The organism is Sphingobium aquiterrae (assembly GCF_037154135.1).
Lineage (GTDB): Bacteria > Pseudomonadota > Alphaproteobacteria > Sphingomonadales > Sphingomonadaceae > Sphingobium > Sphingobium aquiterrae.
The window spans coordinates 13,341-34,196 of the sequence record NZ_JBANFL010000023.1 but is presented as its reverse complement, the minus strand read 5'-3'; the positions used below and the strand labels follow the sequence as shown (position 1 = coordinate 34,196).

The 20,856-nt window shown below is 68.1% G+C and carries 21 protein-coding genes; 8 read left to right on the top strand and 13 right to left on the bottom strand.

Translation table 11 applies throughout. The features are described 5' to 3' along the window. Position 1: 1 nt before the first annotated feature. From WFP78_RS19990 to WFP78_RS19975, 4 genes are all read right to left on the bottom strand, one after another. A complete protein-coding gene (locus WFP78_RS19990; protein ID WP_336966126.1) occupies positions 2-511 on the bottom strand; it encodes an Hsp20/alpha crystallin family protein in 510 nt (169 codons plus the stop codon). A gap of 44 nt (positions 512-555) precedes the next feature. Continuing rightward, positions 556-756 carry a hypothetical protein gene (locus WFP78_RS19985; RefSeq protein WP_336966124.1) on the bottom strand — a complete coding sequence of 67 codons (201 nt, stop codon included), beginning with the start codon at positions 754-756 and terminating at the stop codon, positions 556-558. 69 nt (positions 757-825) lie between these two features. Beyond that, a complete protein-coding gene (locus WFP78_RS19980; RefSeq protein ID WP_336966122.1) occupies positions 826-1,836 on the bottom strand; it encodes a zinc-dependent alcohol dehydrogenase family protein in 1,011 nt (336 codons plus the stop codon). Positions 1,837-1,852: 16 nt separating this feature from the next. Beyond that, positions 1,853-2,413: an HdeD family acid-resistance protein gene (locus WFP78_RS19975; RefSeq protein WP_336966121.1), complete on the bottom strand. Its 561-nt coding sequence runs from the start codon at positions 2,411-2,413 to the stop codon at positions 1,853-1,855. Between the two features lie 177 nt (positions 2,414-2,590). Between WFP78_RS19975 and WFP78_RS19970 the strand changes: the two genes are divergently transcribed. Further along, the gene (locus tag WFP78_RS19970; protein ID WP_336966119.1) at positions 2,591-3,628 is read left to right on the top strand and encodes a zinc-dependent alcohol dehydrogenase family protein; all 1,038 of its coding nucleotides are present in this window, start codon (positions 2,591-2,593) and stop codon (positions 3,626-3,628) included. A 33-nt stretch (positions 3,629-3,661) separates the two neighbouring features. Here WFP78_RS19970 and WFP78_RS19965 read toward each other — a convergent pair whose 3' ends face one another. Further along, positions 3,662-4,336 (bottom strand): murein L,D-transpeptidase catalytic domain family protein, encoded by a 675-nt coding sequence (locus WFP78_RS19965; RefSeq protein ID WP_336966117.1) that lies wholly within the window; start codon positions 4,334-4,336, stop codon positions 3,662-3,664. Positions 4,337-4,377: 41 nt separating this feature from the next. On the opposite strand from WFP78_RS19965, the gene WFP78_RS19960 reads away from it, so the two are divergent. Further along, positions 4,378-5,547, top strand: a complete 1,170-nt coding sequence (locus tag WFP78_RS19960; RefSeq protein WP_336966116.1) for a L,D-transpeptidase family protein — start codon at positions 4,378-4,380, stop codon at positions 5,545-5,547. Positions 5,548-5,612: 65 nt separating this feature from the next. Here the strand turns inward: WFP78_RS19960 and WFP78_RS19955 are convergent, their stop codons facing one another. Next, positions 5,613-6,299 carry a response regulator transcription factor gene (locus WFP78_RS19955; protein WP_336966115.1) on the bottom strand — a complete coding sequence of 229 codons (687 nt, stop codon included), beginning with the start codon at positions 6,297-6,299 and terminating at the stop codon, positions 5,613-5,615. A 108-nt stretch (positions 6,300-6,407) separates the two neighbouring features. Next, positions 6,408-7,457, bottom strand: a complete 1,050-nt coding sequence (locus WFP78_RS19950; RefSeq protein ID WP_336966114.1) for a lysylphosphatidylglycerol synthase transmembrane domain-containing protein — start codon at positions 7,455-7,457, stop codon at positions 6,408-6,410. Between the two features lie 309 nt (positions 7,458-7,766). Between WFP78_RS19950 and mgtA the strand changes: the two genes are divergently transcribed. Next, positions 7,767-10,340 carry a magnesium-translocating P-type ATPase gene (mgtA, locus tag WFP78_RS19945; protein ID WP_336966112.1) on the top strand — a complete coding sequence of 858 codons (2,574 nt, stop codon included), beginning with the start codon at positions 7,767-7,769 and terminating at the stop codon, positions 10,338-10,340. Here mgtA and WFP78_RS19940 read toward each other — a convergent pair. Both WFP78_RS19940 and WFP78_RS19935 read right to left on the bottom strand, forming a co-directional pair. After that, positions 10,337-11,686, bottom strand: coding sequence for an ATP-binding protein (locus WFP78_RS19940; protein ID WP_336966111.1), 1,350 nt, complete (start codon positions 11,684-11,686; stop codon positions 10,337-10,339). The two genes, mgtA and WFP78_RS19940, sit on opposite strands and share 4 nt — an antisense overlap. 3 nt (positions 11,687-11,689) lie before the next feature. After that, a complete protein-coding gene (locus WFP78_RS19935; RefSeq protein ID WP_336966109.1) occupies positions 11,690-12,415 on the bottom strand; it encodes a response regulator transcription factor in 726 nt (241 codons plus the stop codon). A 149-nt stretch (positions 12,416-12,564) separates the two neighbouring features. Between WFP78_RS19935 and WFP78_RS19930 the strand changes: the two genes are divergently transcribed. From WFP78_RS19930 to WFP78_RS19920, 3 genes are all read left to right on the top strand, one after another. Continuing rightward, positions 12,565-12,969: a hypothetical protein gene (locus WFP78_RS19930; protein ID WP_336966107.1), complete on the top strand. Its 405-nt coding sequence runs from the start codon at positions 12,565-12,567 to the stop codon at positions 12,967-12,969. 108 nt (positions 12,970-13,077) lie between these two features. Continuing rightward, a complete protein-coding gene (locus WFP78_RS19925; RefSeq protein WP_336966105.1) occupies positions 13,078-13,533 on the top strand; it encodes an EF-hand domain-containing protein in 456 nt (151 codons plus the stop codon). 5 nt (positions 13,534-13,538) lie between these two features. Continuing rightward, positions 13,539-14,345 (top strand): sterol desaturase family protein, encoded by an 807-nt coding sequence (locus WFP78_RS19920; protein ID WP_336966103.1) that lies wholly within the window; start codon positions 13,539-13,541, stop codon positions 14,343-14,345. A 28-nt stretch (positions 14,346-14,373) separates the two neighbouring features. Here the strand turns inward: WFP78_RS19920 and cysN are convergent, their stop codons facing one another. The 4 genes from cysN to WFP78_RS19900 form a co-directional block, all read right to left on the bottom strand. Next, positions 14,374-16,347, bottom strand: coding sequence for a sulfate adenylyltransferase subunit CysN (gene cysN / locus WFP78_RS19915; protein ID WP_336966101.1), 1,974 nt, complete (start codon positions 16,345-16,347; stop codon positions 14,374-14,376). Positions 16,348-16,489: 142 nt separating this feature from the next. After that, the gene (gene cysD / locus WFP78_RS19910) at positions 16,490-17,392 is read right to left on the bottom strand and encodes a sulfate adenylyltransferase subunit CysD (RefSeq protein ID WP_336966100.1); all 903 of its coding nucleotides are present in this window, start codon (positions 17,390-17,392) and stop codon (positions 16,490-16,492) included. Next, a complete protein-coding gene (cysQ, locus tag WFP78_RS19905) occupies positions 17,389-18,192 on the bottom strand; it encodes a 3'(2'),5'-bisphosphate nucleotidase CysQ (protein ID WP_336966097.1) in 804 nt (267 codons plus the stop codon). Before cysQ ends, cysD begins: the two co-directional genes overlap by 4 nt. 212 nt (positions 18,193-18,404) lie before the next feature. After that, the gene (locus WFP78_RS19900) at positions 18,405-19,295 is read right to left on the bottom strand and encodes a prephenate dehydratase (protein ID WP_336966095.1); all 891 of its coding nucleotides are present in this window, start codon (positions 19,293-19,295) and stop codon (positions 18,405-18,407) included. Positions 19,296-19,467: 172 nt separating this feature from the next. Between WFP78_RS19900 and WFP78_RS19895 the strand changes: the two genes are divergently transcribed. Next, positions 19,468-20,097 (top strand): cytochrome c family protein, encoded by a 630-nt coding sequence (locus WFP78_RS19895; RefSeq protein WP_336966093.1) that lies wholly within the window; start codon positions 19,468-19,470, stop codon positions 20,095-20,097. A gap of 41 nt (positions 20,098-20,138) precedes the next feature. Continuing rightward, positions 20,139-20,720: a GNAT family N-acetyltransferase gene (locus tag WFP78_RS19890; RefSeq protein WP_336966163.1), complete on the top strand. Its 582-nt coding sequence runs from the start codon at positions 20,139-20,141 to the stop codon at positions 20,718-20,720. Positions 20,721-20,856: the final 136 nt, after the last annotated feature.

The following is a 20,856-nucleotide window of genomic DNA, read 5'->3' as shown; positions in this document are numbered from 1 at the left end:
TTCAGCGTTCGATCGCGATCTTGCGGGATCGCGGCGCGACCTTTTCATCCTTCCCCAAGGTGATCGACAGGACGCCATTTTGGAACTTCGCCTTGATCGCTTCTGGATCGACATCGGCGGGCAGGGCGATCTGGCGGGTGAAGCTGCCATAGCGGCGTTCGTTCAACAGATAACCGCCCTCCTTGCGCTCGGATTCCTCCTTTTTCTCGCCGCACAGGGTGAGCACGCCGTCGGCGACGTCGATCTGCACATCCTGGTCGCTCAGGCCCGGAAGCTCGACCGAAAGGCTGTATGCCTTGCCGCCGTCGGTCAATGCCATGGCGGGCACGGGGCCATCGCTGCGTGTCGCGAAATGGAAGAGGCTCTGCCCCGGCCCGCCGAGCCCCGGACTGCCGAAATCATCGAACAGCCGGTCGATCTCGCCGCGCAGCCAGCCCAATGGGCCGCCCTCCGGCAGCAGGGAACGGTTCGAAGCTGTACGGGCGGGGGTTGCCGTGGTCATCTCATTCATCGTTCGACTCCATTGCTTGATTGCCTGTGGACAGCCGGGAAGGATCAGGCAAAAAGCCCGTGTTCGTCGTCCAACTCCAATGGTTCGGGCACGACCAGCTGGGCATGTTCGTCATGGACGGGGGCCGGAACCGCTGCGTGCGGCCATGGCCCGCCGGCGAACGCCGCCCACCATTGGCTGGCGACGACGAACGGGACCTGCCAGATGCTTTCCAGGCTGCTCAGCAGCGCTTTGGCAAGGTCCATCTGGGCGACTCCTCTCAAGCGGGCACAGCGTAGGCGCGGGGCGATCCCGCTGCCTATCCGGAGAGCTACCTATGCCGGGGGAACGAGCACCGCCGCGCCGACCAGCGCCCCCGCGCGCAGTTGCGCGAGCGCGGCATTGGCCTCTTCCAATGGAAAGGCGTGGGTGACGGTCTTGATGCCGGCCCGTTCGGCGATGGCGAAAAAGGAGGTGCCGTCCTCCCGCGTCAGATTGGCGACGGAGAGGATGTGCCGCTCCTGCCACAGATCGGCATAGGGGAAGCCGGGGATGTCGTTCATATGGATGCCCGCGCAGACGACCCGGCCGCCCTTGTCCACGCATTTGAGCGCGGCGGGCACTAGCGCGCCGACCGGCGCGAAGATCAGCGCGGCGTCGAGCGCCGTGGGCGGGGTTTCCGACGAGGCGCCCGCCCAGCAGCAGCCGAGCGTGCGGGCGAAATGCTGCGCCTCGACATCGCCTTCGCGGGTGAAGGCATAGACCTCCCGCCCTTGCCACACCGCGATCTGGGCAAGGATGTGGGCGGCGGCGCCAAAGCCGTAAAGGCCGATCCGGCGCGCGTCGCCCGCCAGCCGCAGCGCCCGCCATCCGATCAGCCCCGCGCACAGCAGGGGCGCGGCCTCGACATCGCCGAAGCGGTCCGGAATGGTGAAGCAGTAACGCGCATCGGCGACGACATGGGTGGCATAGCCGCCATCGCGCGTGGCCCCGGTGAACTGCGGATGATCGCACAGATTCTCGCGGTGCGACCGGCAATAGGGACAGGCGCCGCAAGTGTAGCCGAGCCAGGGGATGCCCACCCGCTCGCCGATGGAAAAGCCCGTCACGCCCGCGCCGATCGCCAGCACATGGCCGACGATCTCATGCCCCGGGACGATCGGATAATGCGCCTCCACCTCGCCATCGGCGACATGCAGGTCGGTGCGGCACACGCCGCAGGCCGCGACCCGGACAAGCAGTTCCGTGTCGGCGGGGCGGGGCACCGGGCGCTCGACCCGCCGAAGCCTGTGCCCCGGCGCATCAAGCTGCATGGCCGTCATCGTCATCGGCAGGGTTTGCGCCATGCGTCGCTCCCTGTCGTCAGATGTCCGCCGACCGCAGCGTGAAGCCCAGGAGCATCAGGCTGATTCCCTGGAACAGCAGGTCGATCGCCAGGATCAGGCCGAGCATCCAGAGCGCGTTGACGGGCCAGCCGATCGCGATCACGACCGCCGCGGCAAGGCTGACGAGGCCGGAGGCGAGCACCCATCCCCGGCCCTTCGTCGATGTGCCGATCGCGAGTGCGACGCGGACGATCCCCGATGCGCCGAGCGAAATCGCGACGAACAGGGTGAGCAGCGCCGCCGCGAACAGCGGATCGTAGAGGATGCCGGCGGCGGCGATGAGATACAGCAGCCCGCTCAGTGCCCAGAAGACCACGCGGCCCCGGCGCCGCACGCCAAAGGCATGCGCAAGCTGCAGGACACCACCAGCGAACATGAAGCCGCCGACCATGAATGTGGCCGTGACGGTCGACAGCAACAGATTGGCCGATGCGATACCACCCAGGAGGGTGAGGGCGGCACCGACCGCGACAAACCAGCCCCAGACGCGCCGCTCCGCATTGGAGACCCGCGCGGATTCCACGATATCTGTCGACATGAGAGGTCCCTTCGATGTTGGACGGGATGATGGCGCGCATCCTATCCTGCTGGCGGCGGGCATGGCTGTCCGGGATTCTACGCATGTGTTCGCGCGCCGATCGCGCGCATCACAGTCATAACGGGGTGCGTCCGGCGCGCTCCTGAACATCCCGAAGCATAGGATGGAGACCGTTACATGAAAGCACTTGTCTATCATGGCCCTGGCCAGAAATCACTGGATGACCAGCCCATGCCGGAGCTGCAGAACGGCAGCGACGCGATCGTGCGGATCACGCATACGACGATCTGCGGCACCGACCTGCACATCCTGAAAGGCGATGTGCCCACGTGCACGCCCGGCCGCATCCTGGGGCATGAGGGCGTGGGCGTGGTCGAATCGGTGGGCGCGGGCGTCGCGTCGTTCAAGCCGGGCGACCATGTGCTCATTTCCTGCATCACCGCCTGCGGGCGCTGCGATTATTGCCGGCGCGGCATGTATTCGCACTGCGCCACGGGCGGCTGGATATTGGGCAACAGCATCGACGGGACGCAGGCCGAATATGTCCGCATCCCCCATGCCGACACCAGCCTGTATCCCATTCCCGCCGGCGCGGACGAGGAAGCGCTGGTGATGCTGAGCGACATCCTGCCCACCGGCTTCGAATGCGGCGTGCTGAACGGCAAGGTCGCGCCGGGTGGCAGCGTCGCGATCGTCGGCGCCGGCCCCATCGGCCTGGCCTGCCTGCTGACCGCGCAATTCTATTCGCCCGCGCAGATCATCATGATCGACCTGGACGACCGCCGGCTGGAAACGGCGCGGCGCTTTGGCGCGACCGACACGGTCAACAGCGGCACGGCCGACGCGATCGCGTCGGTCAAGGCGCTGACCGAAGGACGCGGCGTCGATACGGTGGTCGAGGCGGTGGGCGTGCCCGCGACCTTCGAACTGTGCCAGGACCTGGTCGCGCCCGGCGGCATCATCGCCAATATCGGCGTGCATGGCGCGAAGGTCGACCTGCATCTGGAACGGCTCTGGTCGCAGAATATCGCGATCACGACGCGGCTGGTGGACACGGTGACGACACCGATGCTGCTGAAGACGGTGACGTCGGGCAAGGTCGACCCCGCGCGGCTCATCACGCACCGCTTCTCGCTCGATGATGCGCTGGCGGCCTATGACACTTTCGGGCGCGCCGCCGAGACACAGGCGCTCAAGGTGATCATCACGCCCTGACGATCCTTGTCGCGGCCCTTGCAGCGGCGAGAGTCATGCCTTGCCGGCGAAGAGCAGGCGATTGCTGCCCAGACGTGCCAGGACATGGTCGATATTGTCCTGTGCCACGGCGAAGCAGCCTTCGCTGCGGCCGATCTTGCCGGTGTTGCGGGCAAGGTCGTCGCTGACATAGCTGGCCGCATGGACGACGATGGCACGCGACCGGGCATTGTCGTTCTCCGGCTCAAGGCCGATCAGGCGGCGGGAACGGCCATGTTTCCCGACATAGACGTCGCCGGTCCGATAGGCGCCAGCGGAGGACGCATTGGAGCCGGGAAGGTTGGAAAAGCGCTGCAGCCAGCCGCTATGGCCCGGGTCGGACCCCCGGCCATGGGCGACGAGCAGCGCGCGGCTCTGGCCGGACAGCGGATCGAGCAGATAGAAGCGCGGGGCGGATGACGGCGCGGAAAAATCGACCAGTCCGATCATGTCGCGCTGCAACCCGTTGCCGATGGCAGAGGACAGGGCGGCGCGCGCCCGTTCCACCAGCGCGGGCGGCGGCCCGGCAGCGGCGGTCGCGGCCCGCGCGATGCCGGACCTGAAGGCCAGGGCCGTGGCGCTGGCGCCCAGGATCATGTGGCGGCGGGAAAGGCGGAGATCGGCGGGGGTCTTGTGCGGCATTGATGTGAAGATGGGTTTTCCGGGCTTCGGGCGCGATATCCGTATCATCACTGATAGGCCCCTTGCGCCGGGCGGGTGATAGCGGCGGCATGAAACGCTTTTGCCTTGCAGCGCTGTGCGCATTGCTCGTCGCTGCCGGCCTCGCTTCCGCGCCAGCCTCCGCTCCGGCCTCTGCGCCCGCCGACATGCCACATTGGCGCGGGCATCAATTGGCCTTGTTGCTGGAGCGGATGCGGGCGGCGCCGGCCGATGGCCTTTTCCATGTCGCCGATGCCGTCGGGACGGTCGAACGCGCGCAGGCGTCCGGTGATGCCGCCCGGATCGACGCGGCGGCGACGCAGGCAGCCATTGCGCTGCTCGATGCGGAACGTCATGGCTGTTGCGGCAGCGCGCGCGATGCCGGCTGGCAGATCGGCAACGGCCTGCCGACGGGGGATCACAGCGCCGAACTCGCCACCGCGCTCGACGCGGACCGGCTGGAAGCGCTGCTTGACCGCAGCGCGCCGCAGCACCCCAATTTCCTGGCGCTGAAACAGGCTTATCAGGAAGAGCGGGACCCGGCGCGGCGCGCGACGATCGTCGCCAATATGGACCGCTGGCGCTGGATGCCGCGCGATCTCGGCCCGCTCTACCTGCTGGTCAACACCGCTGCGTTCGAAGCGACATTATGGGAAAAGGGCCGGCCGGTCGGGCGATGGGAAGTGATCGTGGGCAAGACCAGGTCGCCGACGCCGGTCTTTGCAGCCAGGGTGACGGGCGTGGTCCTCAACCCCTGGTGGGAAATCCCGTCCAGCATCGTCGCCGAAAGCGTCGGCGCGCTTGTCCGCAACCATCCGGCAGAGGCCGCGCGGCGCGGCTATGTCGTCCAGAACGGCCGGTATCGCCAGCGGCCCGGTCCGGGCAACTCGCTGGGGCGCATGAAGCTGGTCATGCCCAATCCCTACAGCGTCTACCTGCACGACACGCCGGCGCAGGGGCTCTTCCAGCAGGATGTGCGCGCCTATAGCCATGGGTGCGTGCGGGTGGGGGATGCGCTGGGGCTGGCCGCGACGGTGCTGCGACAGGAACGCGCGAAGGTGGACGAGATCGTCAAGGCCGGCAAAACCGTGACATTGCCCGCGCCGCAATCCATCCCGATCTATATGACCTATTTCACCGCCGAGCCCGATGAGCTGGGCAATCTGCGCTTCTTCCCGGACGTTTATGGGCGCGACAAGCGTGCCGGCGCGGTTGCCGCCGCCGAAGGATGCACGCGGTAGGATTTCGAGACAGGCAGGAACACGCCCTCGGCGCCACCCCTATCCGGCCCCAGCGCGGTGGCTCGTCAGTGTACCTTGGACCGTTCGGCAAGCGGCGGACTGTCGAGGGACGCGATCTGGCCCGCCATGCGACAGGGCGCACCATGCCGGGACCGGCGGTGGCTGAATGCGATCTCCAGCGCTTCGGGCAGGCTGGCGACGCCCAGCTTGCGCATCAACCGTGCCCGATGCACCTCCACCGTGCGATGGCTGATGCCAAGGTCGAGGGCGATCGCCTTGTTGGTGAGGCCGGCGGCCAGGCCATCCAGCACGTCCCGCTCGCGGTCCGACAGCCGGTGGAAGCGCGAGACGCCGGGATTATGGGCGGAAAGGGCGGCGCGCTGCTGGCGGCCCGCCCGGATCGCCTGGATCAGCGCGTCGCGGTGGCAGGGCTGCACCAGAATGTCGACGGCGCCCTGATGCACGGCGGCCACGGTGAAGGGCACGTCGGCGGTCGCGGTCTGGACGATGACGAACTGCGCCGCCTTGCGCGCCGCGATGGTGGCGATGTCGCCGGTGCCCTGATCCGGATCGAGCGCGATCAGCACGCCGGCGGCCGTCAGCCGCGCGGCCGCGTTCAGAAATGCCGCCGCCGTCTCGAAATGGCGTGGCCGGAACCCCAGGCCAGCAAGCATCACCGATGCCTCGTGCAGCAGGGGCTGCGGGCCTACCAGATAGAAGCGTTCTCCTGTATAGCCGATGGCTTGGCGCACAACGGTCTCCTCTCTCCCCCTTATCTGGGCCGGGGAGGCGGGCATCGAAATACGCAATTGCCCGGTTTTGCAGGGGTTGCCCGCCGAAAGGACAGGGTGCGGCTGGGTTCAGGACGGGGGCACTATGCGCCCGCCTTCCCGCCCCGATGTCCCGGCACGGGCCCGGTCCTTCCGCCGCCGCCTGGCGAGGGAGCGGCGCAGCAGCAGCAGGCCGGGGATCAGGGGCAGCCACAAGGTCAGGCTGCGCAACAGCATTGTGCCCGCAAGCGCGCCGGCGAGCGGTGTGCCCAGCAGATGCAGCACGGCGGTGCAGCTCGCCTCGAAACTGCCAAGGCCGAGCGGGATCGGCCCCAGCGTCATGACCACCGATGCGGCGATGAGCGCGATGAAGGCGCCGGTGAACCCCACCGGCTGGCCGAGCGCCGCCATGCATGCCTGTAGCGTCGCCGCGTCGAGCAGGAAGACCAGCCCGTTCCACGCCGCCACCGTCGCGATCAGCCGCCGGTCGGTGACAAGCCGCCGGGGCGCCTCGCCCATCACATGCAGCAGGGTGGACACCAGGGGAATGGCCTCGATCCGCCGGGGCAGCGGCTTGCTGCCCCGGCCGCGCAGCCACAGCGCCAGCGAGGGAATGGCGAGCGCGACGAGCAGGAAAGTGGTGACGACGCCGACCAGCAGCGGTGTCGCCGCATGATGCAGCCACAGCAGCACCAGCATCGCCAGCGCGAGCAGGGCGTATACGGCATAATAGCCGACCATCGAGATGATGAGCGCGGCGACGGCGGCGCTCCGCCGGCATCCAAGCCCGGTAAGCTGATCGATGAGCAGGATGTTGCCGCCCATGCCGGCGCCGGGGATGACCTGATCGGCGAACAGCTTGGAGATTGCGATGGGCACGAGCCGGCGCAGCGGTTGCGGATCGCCCGCCTTCGCCAGCACGGCGCGCCAGCCGGACGCGACGCAGGCATAGGTCGCGCCCTGCAGCCCGACCGCCAGCAGCAGCCATGCCGGTTCCGCCCGGCGGAGCGTGACGACCAGCGCCGCCAGATCGCCGAAGCGCAGGACCAGCGCGGCCAGCGCCGCCAGCGCGATGAGGCCGAACAGCAGAGAGGCGACGCGCATCCTGCCGCTGCCCTGGGAACGGGGGTGTGCTGCCATGCGGACCGTCCATCCTGTCATATCGACGCAGCCGGGCGTCCATGCGACTGTGGCAGATTGGCCGAGTGAAGGCATCCTGCAAGCCCGGAGCTTTTTCGAAGCAGGTGGAAACGCGGTTCGGCGCAGCCAATACCCCGCTGACTCGGCAAACGCGTAAAATCAAAAGACGAGAGCAGCCGAGCCGATGCCATCGGATCGGAACCCGCTCTAGGTAGCATTGCGGATTCTGGCTGGACGTGATCCAACGCAGCATGGCGCCCCGGGGAGCAAAGCCATGTCGGACGAAAGTGAAATGCGCACGTGCCGGCCATGAGCGAACCGTTCTGGCAGGGTTCGCCCGACAGCATTCTGCAGCAGCTCGCCAGCAACGGCGACGGCCTGTCGAGCGCCGAGGCCGCCGCGCGCCTGCTGCGCGACGGGCCGAATATGAGCGTCCAGGCGCGCCGCCGCCACATCCTGGGCGAATTGCTGCGCCGGCTGGCCAATCCGCTCGTGGCGTTGCTGCTGGCGGCGGCGGCGATTGCGGGTAGCACCGGCGATATGGTGAGTTTCGGCCTCATCCTCTCCATGGTCGTCCTCTCGACCGGCCTCGACGTGCTGCAACAGCGCCGGGCGGAAGCGACGGCGGAGGCGCTCAAGCGCTCCATCGCCCTCAAGGTGGAGGTCATGCGCGACGGCGCGGTGCGGCAATGCCCGGCGGCCGATCTGGTCGCGGGCGACGTGGTGCAGCTGGTGGCGGGCGATCTGGTGCCGGCCGACGGCATCGTGCTGCAGGCGAATGCCGCGCAGGTGAATGAGGCGATGCTGACGGGCGAGCCCTATCCGGTCGAAAAGCGTCCGGGCGCGGCCCCCGGCGCCAATCCGTCGGACGCCTTCAGCGGCCTGTTCCAGGGGACGTCGCTGATCGCGGGAACGGCAAGGATGCTGGTGGTCGCGACCGGCGCGCGCACCCGCTTCGGCAGCATCGCCAGTTCGCTTTCGGCGCCGGCGGACGTGACCCCCTTCGAACGCGGCATTCACCGGCTGGGTATCCTGATCGTGCGGATGACGGCATTCCTCGTGCTGTTCGTGCTGCTCGCCCATCTCGCGCTGGGGCGGCCGCCGGTCGAATCCTTCCTGTTCGCGATGGCGCTGGCCGTCGGCCTGACGCCCGAGCTGCTGCCGATGATCATGACGGTGGCGCTGGCGCGCGGCGCGCAGCGCATGGCGCGGGCGCAGGTGGTGGTGAAGCGCTTGTCCGCGATCCATGACCTGGGCGAGATCGACATCCTGTGTACCGACAAGACCGGCACGCTCACCGAAGCGAAGATCGCGCTGGTCGGCCATCCCGGCATCGACGGGGAGGATGACGAGCATGTGCTGGCGCTGGCGGCGGTCAATGCCCGGTTCGAATCGGGCCTGAAGAGCCCGCTGGACGAGGCGCTGCTTGTCCATGGCGGCGATGGGGCGACGGAAGGCTGGACGAAGCTGGACGAACGGCCGTTCGATTTCGAGCGCCGCCGCGTGTCGGTCCTCGCCGAGCGGGACGGCCGGCGGATCGAAATCGTGAAGGGCGCGCCGGAAACCCTCCTCTCCCTCTGCGCGCAGGCGCAGGCGCGCGATGGCGCGCTGGTGCCGCTGGATGCGGCGCTGCGCGTGCGGATCGGGGCCTTGCAGGATGCGTCCGCCGCGCAGGGGCTGCGGCTGCTGGGGGTCGCGTGGAAGCCCCAGCCGGGCATCACGCGCATCGGGGACGATGGGGATGACGGCCTGATCTTTGCCGGGCTGTGCCAGTTCCTCGATCCGCCCAAGGCCAGCGCCACCGGCGCCGCGGCGCGGCTGGCGGCGGAGGGGATCAAGGTCAAGGTGATCTCCGGCGACGCGGCGGCGATCGTGGCGCATCTGGTCGCCGCGCTCGGCCTGCCCGCCCATGGGCTGCTGACCGGCGAGGAGATCGCGAAGCTCAGCGACGTGGCGCTCGCCGCGCGGGTGGAGCGGACCGACCTGTTCGCGCGGGTGACGCCGGACCAGAAGACGCGCATCGTCCATGCGCTGCAGGCCCGTGGCCATGTCGTGGGCTTCCTTGGCGACGGCATCAACGATGCGCCGGCCATCCGCGCGGCGGATATCGGCCTGTCGGTGGACGGCGCCACCGATGTCGCGCGCGAGGCGGCGGACATGATCCTGCTGTCGAACGACCTGTCGGTGGTGGCGGACGGGGTGGGCGAGGGGCGGCGGACCTTCGCCAACATCATGAGCTATATCCGCATGGGCACCAGCTCCAATTTCGGCAACATGTTGACCATGGCCATCGCCTCGCTCTGGCTGCCCTTTCTGCCGCTGACGCCGCTGCAGGTGCTGCTCAACAATTTCCTCTACGATCTTTCGCAAACCGGCATTCCCTTCGATCGCGCCGACCGCGACGATCTGGAACGCCCGCATGGCTGGGACATGACGGCGCTGCTGCGCTTTGCCCTCATCATGGGGCCGCTTTCCTCGGTCTTCGACATCGCCGCCTTCGTGCTGCTGCTCCAGGTCTTCCATGTCGATGTGGCGACCTTCCGGGCCAGCTGGTTCATCGAATCGATGGCGACGCAGATCCTGGTGATCTTCCTCATCCGCACCAGCCTGCCCTTCTGGAAGAGCCGCGCGCATTCCGCGCTGGTGGGCAGCGCGGGCGCGGCGCTGATGGTGGCCTGCCTGCTGCCCTTCCTGCCGCTGGCCCATTATCTGGGCTTTGCGCCGCCGTCCCTGCCGGTGATGGCGATGATCGGCGGCCTGTTGATCGCCTATCTGGTCGCGGCGGAGGGGTTGAAGCATGTCGCGCTGCGCGCGGAACGTCATGGCCGGGCCCGCCGGCGGCAGGGGCACCCGCATCGGCGCAGGCCCCGCCATAAGGGTTAGATGCCAGCCGCCCCGCTTGCCGGGGCAAGGGCGATCTCCACGCTGAGCCCGCCCGCGTCGCTGCGGCCGAATGCCACCGTGCCGCCCATCGCTTCGGCCAGCGCGCGCACGATCGCAAGGCCAAGGCCGGCGCCGCCCGTGCGCCGGTCGCGCGAGGGGTCCAGCCGGTCATAGGCGCGGCCGAGGCGGGCGATCCGGTCGGCGGGGACGCCGGGGCCATCGTCCGCGAAATGCCAGACGACGCCATCGCCTGCCGCGCGGATGCCGATATCGACATGCGCGGCGTGGCGCAGGGCATTGTCGACCAGATTGCCGAAGATGCGCTCCAGCCCGGCGGCATCGGCCATCACCATGGCGGGAGGGCCGGGGGACAGGCGGATGCGGTCGAGGTCGATCCGCGCGTCGGCAAGGTCGCGGGTGAGCGCGGCGAGGTCGATGGCCCTCAGCTGCGCCATGCCCGCCCGGTCGATGCCGGCGAACAGCAGGTTGTCGTCCAGCAGGGCGGACATCTGGTCCAGATCCTGCCCGGCCCTTGCGCGCTGCCCGGCGTCGCCGATGAATTCGGCGCGCAGCCGCAGGCGGGTGAGGTAGGTGCGCATGTCATGCGCGATGCCGGCAAGGATGAAGGTGCGTTCCTCCACCAGCCCGGCGATCCGCCCCTTCATGTCGTTGAAGGCGCTGGCGAGCGCGCGGGTTTCCCGGCTGCCCTCCACCGGCGCGTCGAGCGCGCGCAAATCCTGCCCCAGTGCCTGCACGTCGCGGGTCAGCCGCCGCAGCGGCCCGGTGGTCTGGCGCAGCGCCAGCCACAGCACGGCCAGCAACAGGCCGCCGCCCACCAGCCCCAACGTGCTGCGCCTGAGCAGATAGGCGCGCAGCCCGCTGGAGGGACGCCCCGTCAGCACCATCACCCGCCCGTCGCGCAGCCACACTGTCACCCGGATCGGGATCAGGAAACGCAGCGGCCGCGCGCGATCGCCCAGCAGCCGGTTGAGCCGGCCCGGCCCGCCATCCACGACGACATTATGATCGGCCAGCGCAACGCGATAGCGGCGGGCAAGGTCGCCCATCGACGGCGGCACCTCGCGGAAGTCGCGCGGCGCCTGCGGCTGGATGCGGACGGTGAAGAGCGATCCGTCATAGCTGCTGGCAAGGAGATCGGCGCCCTGCGGCCCGGCCCGTTCCATCGCATCGATTATCTGCGCCATGGCCGCGGGCGCGGGCAGGCCGTAATCGCCGCGATCGCTGGCCCCGCCGGGCCATTGCAGCGCGATCACCAGCATCAGCTGCAGCAGAACGAACCCGGCCAGCATGATGACCCCAAGCCGGAAGGACAGCGTCGTTCCCATGGATCAGGCCCGGCGCACCGGGGCGACGAACACATAGCCGCCGCCGCGCACCGTCTTGATCAGTGCCTCGCCATCGGGATGCGCGGCGAGCTTGCGGCGGACGCGGCCCAGCTGGACGTCGATCGTGCGGTCGAAGGGGGCGGCCTCCCGCCCGCGCGTCCAGTCGAGCAGCTGGTCGCGCGACAAAACGCGCTGCGGCCGCTGCACCAGGCAGAGCAGCAGGTCATGCTCGCCCCCGGTCAGTTCCACCGGCGTGCCGTCGGGCGCGGTCAGGCGGCGGGCATCGACATCCCAGACCCAGCCTTCGAAGGCATAGCGATGGTCGCCGGGGGCAAGGATGGCGGTTTCGCCAAGGCGCGACCGCCGGATGAGCGCGCGCACCCGCGCCACCAATTCACGCGGGTTGAACGGCTTGGGCAGATAATCGTCGGCGCCGATCTCCAGCCCGACGATCCGGTCGACATCGTCGCTGCGGGCGGACAGGATCATCAGCGGCAGATTGCCCGCCGCCCGCACCCGCCGGCAGAGCGAGAGCCCATCCTCGCCCGGCAGCATGATGTCGACCAGCGCCAGGTCGACGGGCTGCCGCGCCACCAGCGCGTCGAATTCGGCGGTCGTGCGGCACGGATGCGCGGCCATGCCCTCCCGCGCCAGCAGCGCGGCGACGAGATCGCGAATCTCGTCATCATCCTCGATCAGCGCGATCTGTGGGCGTGCCCCCGGTTCCATGGTTGCGACCATGCCATGCGCGCGGACGCGTGCAAGCGACCGTTACACTTTGTCACACTCTGATTCCGTGCCGTCGCGGGCCGATTACCATGGGAGCCTAGCCCTGCAGCGAGAGGGGCGAGACCGCCCATCCTGTGAGGAGACATGAGATGAAGACCATCCTGACGGCCGCCGCGATCGGCCTTGCCTTTGCCGGCACCATCGCCATTTCGCCGCAGGCCGATGCCCGCAGCCGTGCCCGCAGCGTCAGCGTGCAGGGGGCTGGCGGCCATGGCTATAACCGCAGCCGCGCCATCAGCCGCGCGCCCGGCTCCGTTGCGGGAAGCCGCAGCCTGCAGACGAACAGCGGCCGCGGCATCGCGTCCAGCCGCAGCGGCAGCTGGGGCGATGGCAGCTATTCGGGCGGCGCGACCCACGTCACCAACAACGGCACCAGCTGGGGCCGTTCCACCAGCGTCGTCAACAATGGCGACGGGTCCTATACCGGCACCGTCACCCGTACCCGCCCCGATGGATCGACCGGCACCGCCACACGCACCGCCACGCGCAACTGATCCCTCTCCCCCCGCTCCGGGGAGAAGGCGCGGCCCGGCGGCAACCCGACCCCCTCCACCGCCGCCGGGCCGTTTTCTGTGCCATTTTTCTGTTCAGGAACCACATTCATGACATCTGCTTCCCGATATCTGCTCGCCGCTCTGACGATCGCCGGCCTCGCGGCGCCGGCCGCCGCGCAGTTCGGCATGGCCGGCCGGGGCGATCGTGGCGACTGGTTCGCCAAGGCGGACAGCAATCGCGACGGTGTCGTCACGCAGGCGGAATTCGCCGCCTTTCGCAACGGCACCTTCGATCAGCTGGACCGCAATGGCGACGGCGTCGTCAGCCCCGCCGATTTCCCGCGCCTGGCGAAAGTGCGGCCCGATGCCTATGCGCGCCTCACCGAAATGCTGGGCCGGGCGGACAGCAATGGCGATGGCGCCACATCCCGCGAGGAGCTGGCCCAGTCGCCCCCGCGCATGTTCGCGCTGGCCGACGCCGACAATGACGGCCGGGTGACGAAGGCCGAGTTCGACGCGGCGCGGGAACGCACCAGGGCGTTCCTGGCCGAACGGCGGAAATAGCGGCCATGGCCCAGCGGCATTCCCCCCTGTTCCTTGCCGTCGCACTGGCCGCCATCCTGGCCGAGCTGGTCTGGCGGCTGCGCAGCGGTCGCGGTTATGACGGCCGGGCGGCGCTGACCACGCTTGGCCTTGTCGTCGGCAATATCGCCGCATCGGCCATCAACGGCGTGGCGCTGGGGGCGATCTTCGGCGGCGTCTGGGCGATGGTGCCGCACCGCTTCCCGGTCGATCGCTGGCAAAACTGGGCGCTGGGCTTCCTCGCGGTGGAATGCGCCTATTACGGGTTCCACCGCGCGAGCCATGAGATCCGCTGGCTGTGGGCCAGCCACAGCGTGCATCACAGCGCCGAGCAGCTGACCTTCCTCGCGTCGCTCCGCCTGGGATGGACCAGTCTGCTGTCGCTGGGCTGGCTATGCTATCTGCCGCTGATCGCCATCGGCTTCGATCCCCGGATCGTGACCGTCCTGCTGGCGATCAACCTCAACTACCAGTTCTTCCTGCATAGCGAGGCGATCCCGAAGCTGGGGCCGCTGGAATGGGTGCTCAACACCCCGCACCACCACCGCGCCCATCATGCCAGCAACCCGGAGCTGCTCGACCGCAACTATGGCGGCATGCTGATCGTCTGGGACCGGCTGCTGGGCACGATCGCGCCGGAGAGCGACAGCCCCAGGCGTTACGGGCTGGCCGGCAAGGAGCGGGAAAGCCATCCGGTCAGGCTGGCGTTCCGCGAATGGCGGGCGATGCTGGGCGATCTTGCCGCCGCGCGCGGATGGCGGGCACGCTGGGCGGCGGTCACGCACATGCGCTGATCGCCGCCCGCGCGGTTGCCCATGGTTTTCAGGGGATGAGCCTTGCGACGATGGCGTCGGCGGCTTCCTCCGGCGTCATCGCGGTGGTGTCGATGCGGATCTCCGGGTCTTGCGGCGCCTCATAGGGGCTGTCGATGCCCGTGAAGTTCTTGAGGTTGCCCGCGCGCGCCTTCTTGTAGAGGCCCTTGACGTCGCGGGCTTCCGCTTCGGCCAGCGGGGTGTCGATATGCACCTCGATGAATTCGCCGGGCTGCATCATCTGCCGCACCATCTCGCGCTCTGAACGGAAGGGTGAGATGAAGGCGGTGATGACGATCAGCCCCGCGTCGGTCATCAGCCTGGCTACCTCGCCCACGCGGCGGATATTCTCCACCCGGTCGGCATCGGTGAAGCCCAGATCCTTGTTGAGGCCGTGGCGCACATTGTCGCCGTCCAGCAGGAAGGTGTGGCGGTTCATCCGCGCCAGCTTCTTCTCGACAAGGTTGGCGATGGTCGATTTGCCCGCGCCCGAAAGCCCCGTCATCCACACTACCGCCGGCTTCTGGTTCTTGAGCCCCGCATGATGCTCGCGCGTCACGTCGGTCGGCTGCCAGTGGACATTGTCCGCCCGGCGCAGCGAGAAGTGCAGCATGCCCGCCGCGACCGTGGCGTTGCTCATCTTGTCGATCAGGATGAACCCGCCCAGATCGCGATTTTCCGCATAGGGCGCGAAGGGGATCGGCCGGTCGGTGGCGATGTTGACCACGCCGATGGCGTTGAGGTCCAGCGTCTTGGCCGCCAGATGCGCCATATTGTTGACGTTGACCTGATATTTGGGCTCGGTGATGGTCGCGCTGACGGTCTGCGTGCCGATCTTGAGCCAATAGGGGCGGCCGGGCAGCATCTCCGCCTCGTCCATCCAGACGAGCGTCGCCTCGAACTGGTCGGCGACCTGCGGCGGATTGTCGGCTGCCGCGATCACATCACCGCGCGAGCAGTCGACCTCGTCGGCCAGGGTCAGGGTGATGGACTGGCCGGCAATGGCCTCCTCCAGATCGCCGCCGCCGGCCTTTCCGGGCATCGTGACGATGCGGCCGACCGTCGATGTCTTGCCCGAGGGCAGGATGCGGATGGCGTCGCCCGGCTTCACCGTGCCCGTCGCGACCAGCCCGGAAAAGCCCCGGAAGTCGAGATTCGGGCGGTTGACCCACTGCACCGCCATGCGGAAGGGCTTTTGCGCGTCCAGCGTCGCGTCCACCTCCACGCTTTCCAGATGCTCCATCAGCGCCGGGCCGCCATACCAGGGCGTGTTCGCCGAAGGGGCGGTGATATTGTCGCCCTTGAAGCCGGAGATCGGCAGGGCGACGAACCGTTCGATGCCGATCGACTGCGCGAACGCGGTATAGTCGCTGACGATCGCGTCGAACACCGACTGGTCGTAATCGACCAGGTCCATCTTGTTCACCGCCAGCACGATGTTGCGGATGCCGATCAGATGGGCGAGGTAGCTGTGCCGCTTGGTCTGCGTCAGCACGCCCTTGCGCGCGTCGATCAGGATGACGGCAAGGTCGGCGGTGGACGCGCCCGTCACCATGTTGCGGGTATATTGTTCGTGGCCGGGCGTGTCGGCGACGATGAACTTGCGCTTTTCCGTCGCGAAGAAGCGATAGGCGACGTCGATGGTGATGCCCTGTTCGCGCTCGGCGGCCAGGCCGTCGACGAGCAGGGCGAAATCGATCTCCTGCCCCTGCGTGCCCACGCGCTTGCTGTCGGCTTCCAGCGCGGCCAGCTGATCCTCGAAGATCATCTTGCTGTCGTAGAGCAGCCGCCCGATCAGCGTCGACTTGCCGTCGTCCACCGACCCGCAGGTGATGAAGCGCAGCATCGTCTTGTGCTGATGCACCTCCAGATAGGCGTCGATGTCCTGCGCGATCAGGTCGTCGGTCTTGTAGACCGGGCCAGGGGACTGGACGCCGGACCGGGTGCCGGATTGGTTGCCGGATTGGTTGAGGGTGTCGGTCATATCGCTACCTCGTCATCCCGGCGAAAGCCGGGAGCTCGTTGATCTGGGCGGGAGGGCCATTGATCCGGGGCGTCCCAGGAGGCCCGAGGCCCCGGCCTTCGCCGGGGTTGACGCTTCGGAACGCTTCGCATTCCGTGGCGCGTCAAAAATAGCCTTCCTGCTTCTTCTTCTCCATGCTGGCATCGCCCGCGTCACGGTCGATCGCGCGGCCCTGGCGTTCCGATGTGGTGGTGAGCAGCATTTCCTGGATCACCTCCGGCAGTGTCTTCGCCTCGCTCTCCACCGCGCCGGTCAGCGGATAGCAGCCCAGCGTGCGGAAGCGGATGGAGCGTTCGACCGGCACTTCGCCGTCGTTCAGGCGGAAACGGTCGTCATCGACCATCAGCAGCAGCCCGTCGCGCTCCACCGTCGGGCGCGGCGCGGAGAAATAGAGGGGAACGATCTCGATCCCTTCCAGGTGGATATATTGCCAGATGTCCAACTCGGTCCAGTTGCTGATCGGGAAGACGCGCATGCTCTCCCCCTTCGCCTTGCGGGCATTGTAGAGGTGCCACAGCTCCGGGCGCTGGTTCTTGGGGTCCCAGCGGTGGTTGGCGCTGCGGAAGGAGAAGATGCGTTCCTTGGCCCGGCTCTTCTCCTCGTCGCGCCGCGCGCCGCCGAAGGCCGCGTCGAAACCATGGAGGTCCAGCGCCTGCTTCAGCCCTTCGGTCTTCCACATGTCGGTATGCAGCGGGCCATGGTCGAAGGGGTTGATGCCCTTCTCCACCGCCTCGGGATTCTGATAGACCAGCAGCTCCATGCCGGCATCCGCCGCCGCCTTGTCGCGCAGTGCGTACATGTCCCGGAACTTCCAGGTCGTATCCACATGCAGCAGCGGGAAGGGCGGGGGCGAGGGATAGAAGGCCTTTTTCGCCAGATGCAGCATCACCGCGCTGTCCTTGCCCACGGAATACAGCATCACGGGGCGTTCCGCCTCCGACACCACTTCGCGCATGATGTGGATCGCCTCGGCCTCAAGCCGCTGGAGATGGGTCAGGGTGGTCACGGGCGCGTCTCCACGGCGAAGGGGTCGAAGCCGCCATGGGCGACGAACCAGGGGTTGGCGAAATCGGCATCGTCGGCCTGATGGCGCTTGCCGTAGAGAAGGTCGTTGCCGTCGAGGGTGCGCACGCGGCCGCCGGCGGCGCGCAGCACGGCGTCCCCCGCCGCAGTGTCCCATTCCATGGTGCGGCCCATGCGGGGATAGAGGTCTGCGGCCCCTTCGGCGACGCGGCAGAATTTGAGCGACGAGCCGGCCGAGACAAAGGCGCCGACGGGAAAGCGATTGCAATAGTCGCGCGTTTCCGCCGTCAGGTGCGAGCGCGAGGCGATGACGCGCACGCTCTCGCCCGCCTGCGCGCTCTGCACCGGCTGCCAGTCGATGACATGGCCGTCCTGCACCTGGCCCCGGCGGGCGCCGTCGGCATCCCCGGCATAGATCGCCCCGGTGGCCGGGCTCAGCACCACGCCCATCACGGGCACGCCATGGTCGATCAGGGCGATGTTGACGGTGAAATCGCCGCTGCCGCCGACAAATTCCTTCGTGCCGTCCAGCGGATCGACCAGCAGGAAGCGGTCGGCGGTCACGGGGGTGTTCCCGGCCGCGCACTCTTCTTCCGCGACGATGACGATGCCCGGCGCGACGCGCGCCAGCACGGCGACCACGGCGCGTTCGGCGGCTTCGTCGGCGATGGTGACGGGCGATCCGTCATCCTTGCTGCGGGTCTGGCACTGCGTCAGGTCGCGGTAGATCGGCAGGATCGCTTCGCCCCCTGCGATCGCGGCTTCGATCAGCCCTTTCAGCACCCTCTTCTCCCGTTCATGCGTCCACCGTTGCGGGGAGCATATCATTTCAACGGCGAAAAGGCGCAAATAAGCTCTGCATGCGGGCGCTAAAGCAAAGGTTTTGCAGGATGGCGGCCGCCGGCATGGGCGCGGCCGCCATGCCAGGCCGCGTGGGCAAGGCCGCTGTCCATATGATCAGGCGCCTGCGTCGGGTTCCCCTGGGCGCCCCTGCGTCAGGTGCGCGGGCGTGCCTGGCGATAGCTGCCCAGCATCCGCACCCATTTGGTGTGGAACTCCAGCTCGGCAAGCGCGCGGTCGACGGCGGGGTCGCCGGGCATCCCCTCGATATCGCAATAGAATTCGGTCGCCGCGAAGCTGGCGCCGCGCTGATAGCTTTCCAGCTTCGTCATGTTGACGCCGTTGGTCGCAAAGCCGCCCATCGCCTTGTAGAGGGCGGCGGGCACGTTCTTCACCTCGAACAGGAAGGTCGTCATCACCGGGCCGACACCGGGCTGCGGCATATGCGGTTCGCGCGCCAGGACGACGAAGCGCGTCATATTGTCGTCGCTGTCCTCGATATTCTCCGCCACCAGCCGCAGGCCGTACAGTTCGGCGGCAAGATAGGGGGCGATGGCCGCGGCGCCCGGCTCATGCTTTTCGGCGACCAGCGCGGCGGCGCCGGCGGTGTCGGCATAGGAGACCGGGGTGATTCCCTTTTCCCGCAGATAATGGCGGCATTGGCCCAGCGCCTGCGGGTGGCTGATCGCGCTCTTCACCGGCGTTTCGTCCACCGCCATCAGGCAGTGGCGGATGCGCAGGAAATATTCGTCGATGATCGACAGGCCGGATTCGGGCAGCAGGAAATGCATGTCGGCCACGCGGCCGTGCAGCGAATTTTCGATCGGGATGATCGCCCGCGCCGCCTTCCCCTCGCGCACGGCGTCGATCGCATCCTCGAAGGCGAAGCAGGGCAGGGGGATGCAGCCGGGGGCATAGCCCAGCGCGGCCAGATGCGAATTGGCGCCCGGCGCGCCCTGATAGGCGATTGCGCTGGCCGGATCGGCCGCCGCCTTCGCGGACATTTCGGCGACAAGGCGCCGTGCGGGCAGGGGATAGTTTTCCATGGGCGTCAGCGCGCTTAGGCACTTGGCCGGATGCACGCAAGCACGGCGTGCGGGAAAGGCCCGCAATCCGTGCTGACGCGGGTTGCGTGTTCGCACTTGCGCCATTATGCCATCGCGCTAAAGGGGGCGCCAAATAACGGCGCCAGAACATAAGTCGAGGGAAGTCGGACGCATGGACGATCGTTTCAATACCATTGCCGGCTGGGCGCTGTTTGCAGGTATCATTGCCCTTGGCGGTTCGATCGTCGCAGGCAAGCTGTTCCATCAGGAACGCCCCGAAACCATGGGTTATGCGATCGAAGGCGTCGAGGCCGAAGGCGGCGCCGCCGCTGCCGCCGGCCCCTCGCTCAACACCCTGCTTGCCAGCGCGGATGTCGCGGCGGGCGAAAAGGTGTTCGCCAAGTGTGCGGCCTGCCACACCATCGCAGCCGGTGGCGCGAACGGCATCGGCCCGAACCTGCATGAGGTCGTCGGCGATGCGGTGGCGACCGGCCGTGGCGGCTTTGCCTTCTCCGACGCGCTGAAGACGAAGGGCGGCAAGTGGACGTTCGACGCGCTGAACGCCTGGCTCACCAGCCCGCGCGAATATGCGCCGGGCACGAAGATGACCTTCGCGGGCCTTGGCAATCCGGTCGATCGCGCGAATATCATCGCCTATCTGAACACGCAGGGTTCCAACCTGCCGCTGCCCGCCGCCGATGCGGCGCCGGCCGCCGGTGGCGACAATGCCGCTGCTGGCGCGGGCAATGAAGCGGCAAATGCTGCTGCACCTGCGAACGAGGCGGCACCGGCCGCCAAATAAGGGCGCGGGCGGTGGGCCATCCCGCCGTCACGATTCGCGCTCTGGCAGGCGTGGCCCTGGTCGACCGGCTGGACGATCTGGCCGACCTGCGAATCGCGGTGTTTCGGGACTTCCCCTATCTCTATGACGGCGCGGGCGCGCAGGGGCGCGCCTATGAGCGCGATTATCTGTCCGCCTATGCGCGCAGCGGTGGCGCGGTGATCGTCGGCGCCTTTGCCGGCGACCGGCTGGTCGGGGCCGCCACCGCTGCGCCCATGGCCGACCATGCCGGGGCCTTCGCGGCGCCTTTTGCCGAACGCGGCATGGATCTTTCGCGAATCTTCTATTTCGGCGAATCGGTGCTGCTGCCGCAATGGCGCGGCCATGGGATCGGCCACGCCTTTTTCGACCGGCGCGAAGCGGCGGCGCGCGCGGGCGGCTTTGCCATGGCGGCCTTTTGCGCGGTCATCCGCCCGGCCGATCATCCCGCACGCCCCGCCGATTACAGCCCGCTCGACCCCTTCTGGCGCAGGCGCGGCTTCGCGCCGGTCGATGGCCTGATCGCGCGCTTCGACTGGAAGGCGCCGGGCGATGACGAGGCGGTTGCCCACGACATGCAGTTCTGGGTGAAGGTGCTTGCCTGATCTTGGCGCCGAACGCTGAGGCGCGATGTCCGGGACCATGCCGCTTTCCGGGCACCGCATATTTTCGGGCATCGCACACGAAAAGGCCGCCAACCGGAATCCCCGGTGGCGGCCCTTTTCCGTGTTCAAAGTCCGC

Bases quoted from the DNA above. Each gene is read 5' to 3' on its own strand.
- WFP78_RS19895 (WP_336966093.1), top strand. From the start codon at position 19,468: ATGGACGATCGTTTCAATACCATTGCCGGCTGGGCGCTGTTTGCAGGT.
- mgtA (WP_336966112.1), top strand. From the start codon at position 7,767: ATGAGCGAACCGTTCTGGCAGGGTTCGCCCGACAGCATTCTGCAGCAG.
- WFP78_RS19985 (WP_336966124.1), bottom strand. From the start codon at position 756: ATGGACCTTGCCAAAGCGCTGCTGAGCAGCCTGGAAAGCATCTGGCAG.
- WFP78_RS19965 (WP_336966117.1), bottom strand. From the start codon at position 4,336: ATGATACGGATATCGCGCCCGAAGCCCGGAAAACCCATCTTCACATCA.
- WFP78_RS19990 (WP_336966126.1), bottom strand. From the start codon at position 511: ATGAATGAGATGACCACGGCAACCCCCGCCCGTACAGCTTCGAACCGT.
- WFP78_RS19975 (WP_336966121.1), bottom strand. From the start codon at position 2,413: ATGTCGACAGATATCGTGGAATCCGCGCGGGTCTCCAATGCGGAGCGG.
- WFP78_RS19970 (WP_336966119.1), top strand. From the start codon at position 2,591: ATGAAAGCACTTGTCTATCATGGCCCTGGCCAGAAATCACTGGATGAC.
- WFP78_RS19930 (WP_336966107.1), top strand. From the start codon at position 12,565: ATGAAGACCATCCTGACGGCCGCCGCGATCGGCCTTGCCTTTGCCGGC.
- WFP78_RS19940 (WP_336966111.1), bottom strand. From the start codon at position 11,686: ATGGGAACGACGCTGTCCTTCCGGCTTGGGGTCATCATGCTGGCCGGG.
- cysN (WP_336966101.1), bottom strand. From the start codon at position 16,347: ATGACCGACACCCTCAACCAATCCGGCAACCAATCCGGCACCCGGTCC.
- WFP78_RS19920 (WP_336966103.1), top strand. From the start codon at position 13,539: ATGGCCCAGCGGCATTCCCCCCTGTTCCTTGCCGTCGCACTGGCCGCC.
- WFP78_RS19935 (WP_336966109.1), bottom strand. From the start codon at position 12,415: ATGGAACCGGGGGCACGCCCACAGATCGCGCTGATCGAGGATGATGAC.
- WFP78_RS19960 (WP_336966116.1), top strand. From the start codon at position 4,378: ATGAAACGCTTTTGCCTTGCAGCGCTGTGCGCATTGCTCGTCGCTGCC.
- WFP78_RS19900 (WP_336966095.1), bottom strand. From the start codon at position 19,295: ATGGAAAACTATCCCCTGCCCGCACGGCGCCTTGTCGCCGAAATGTCC.
- WFP78_RS19950 (WP_336966114.1), bottom strand. From the start codon at position 7,457: ATGGCAGCACACCCCCGTTCCCAGGGCAGCGGCAGGATGCGCGTCGCC.
- WFP78_RS19980 (WP_336966122.1), bottom strand. From the start codon at position 1,836: ATGGCGCAAACCCTGCCGATGACGATGACGGCCATGCAGCTTGATGCG.
- WFP78_RS19925 (WP_336966105.1), top strand. From the start codon at position 13,078: ATGACATCTGCTTCCCGATATCTGCTCGCCGCTCTGACGATCGCCGGC.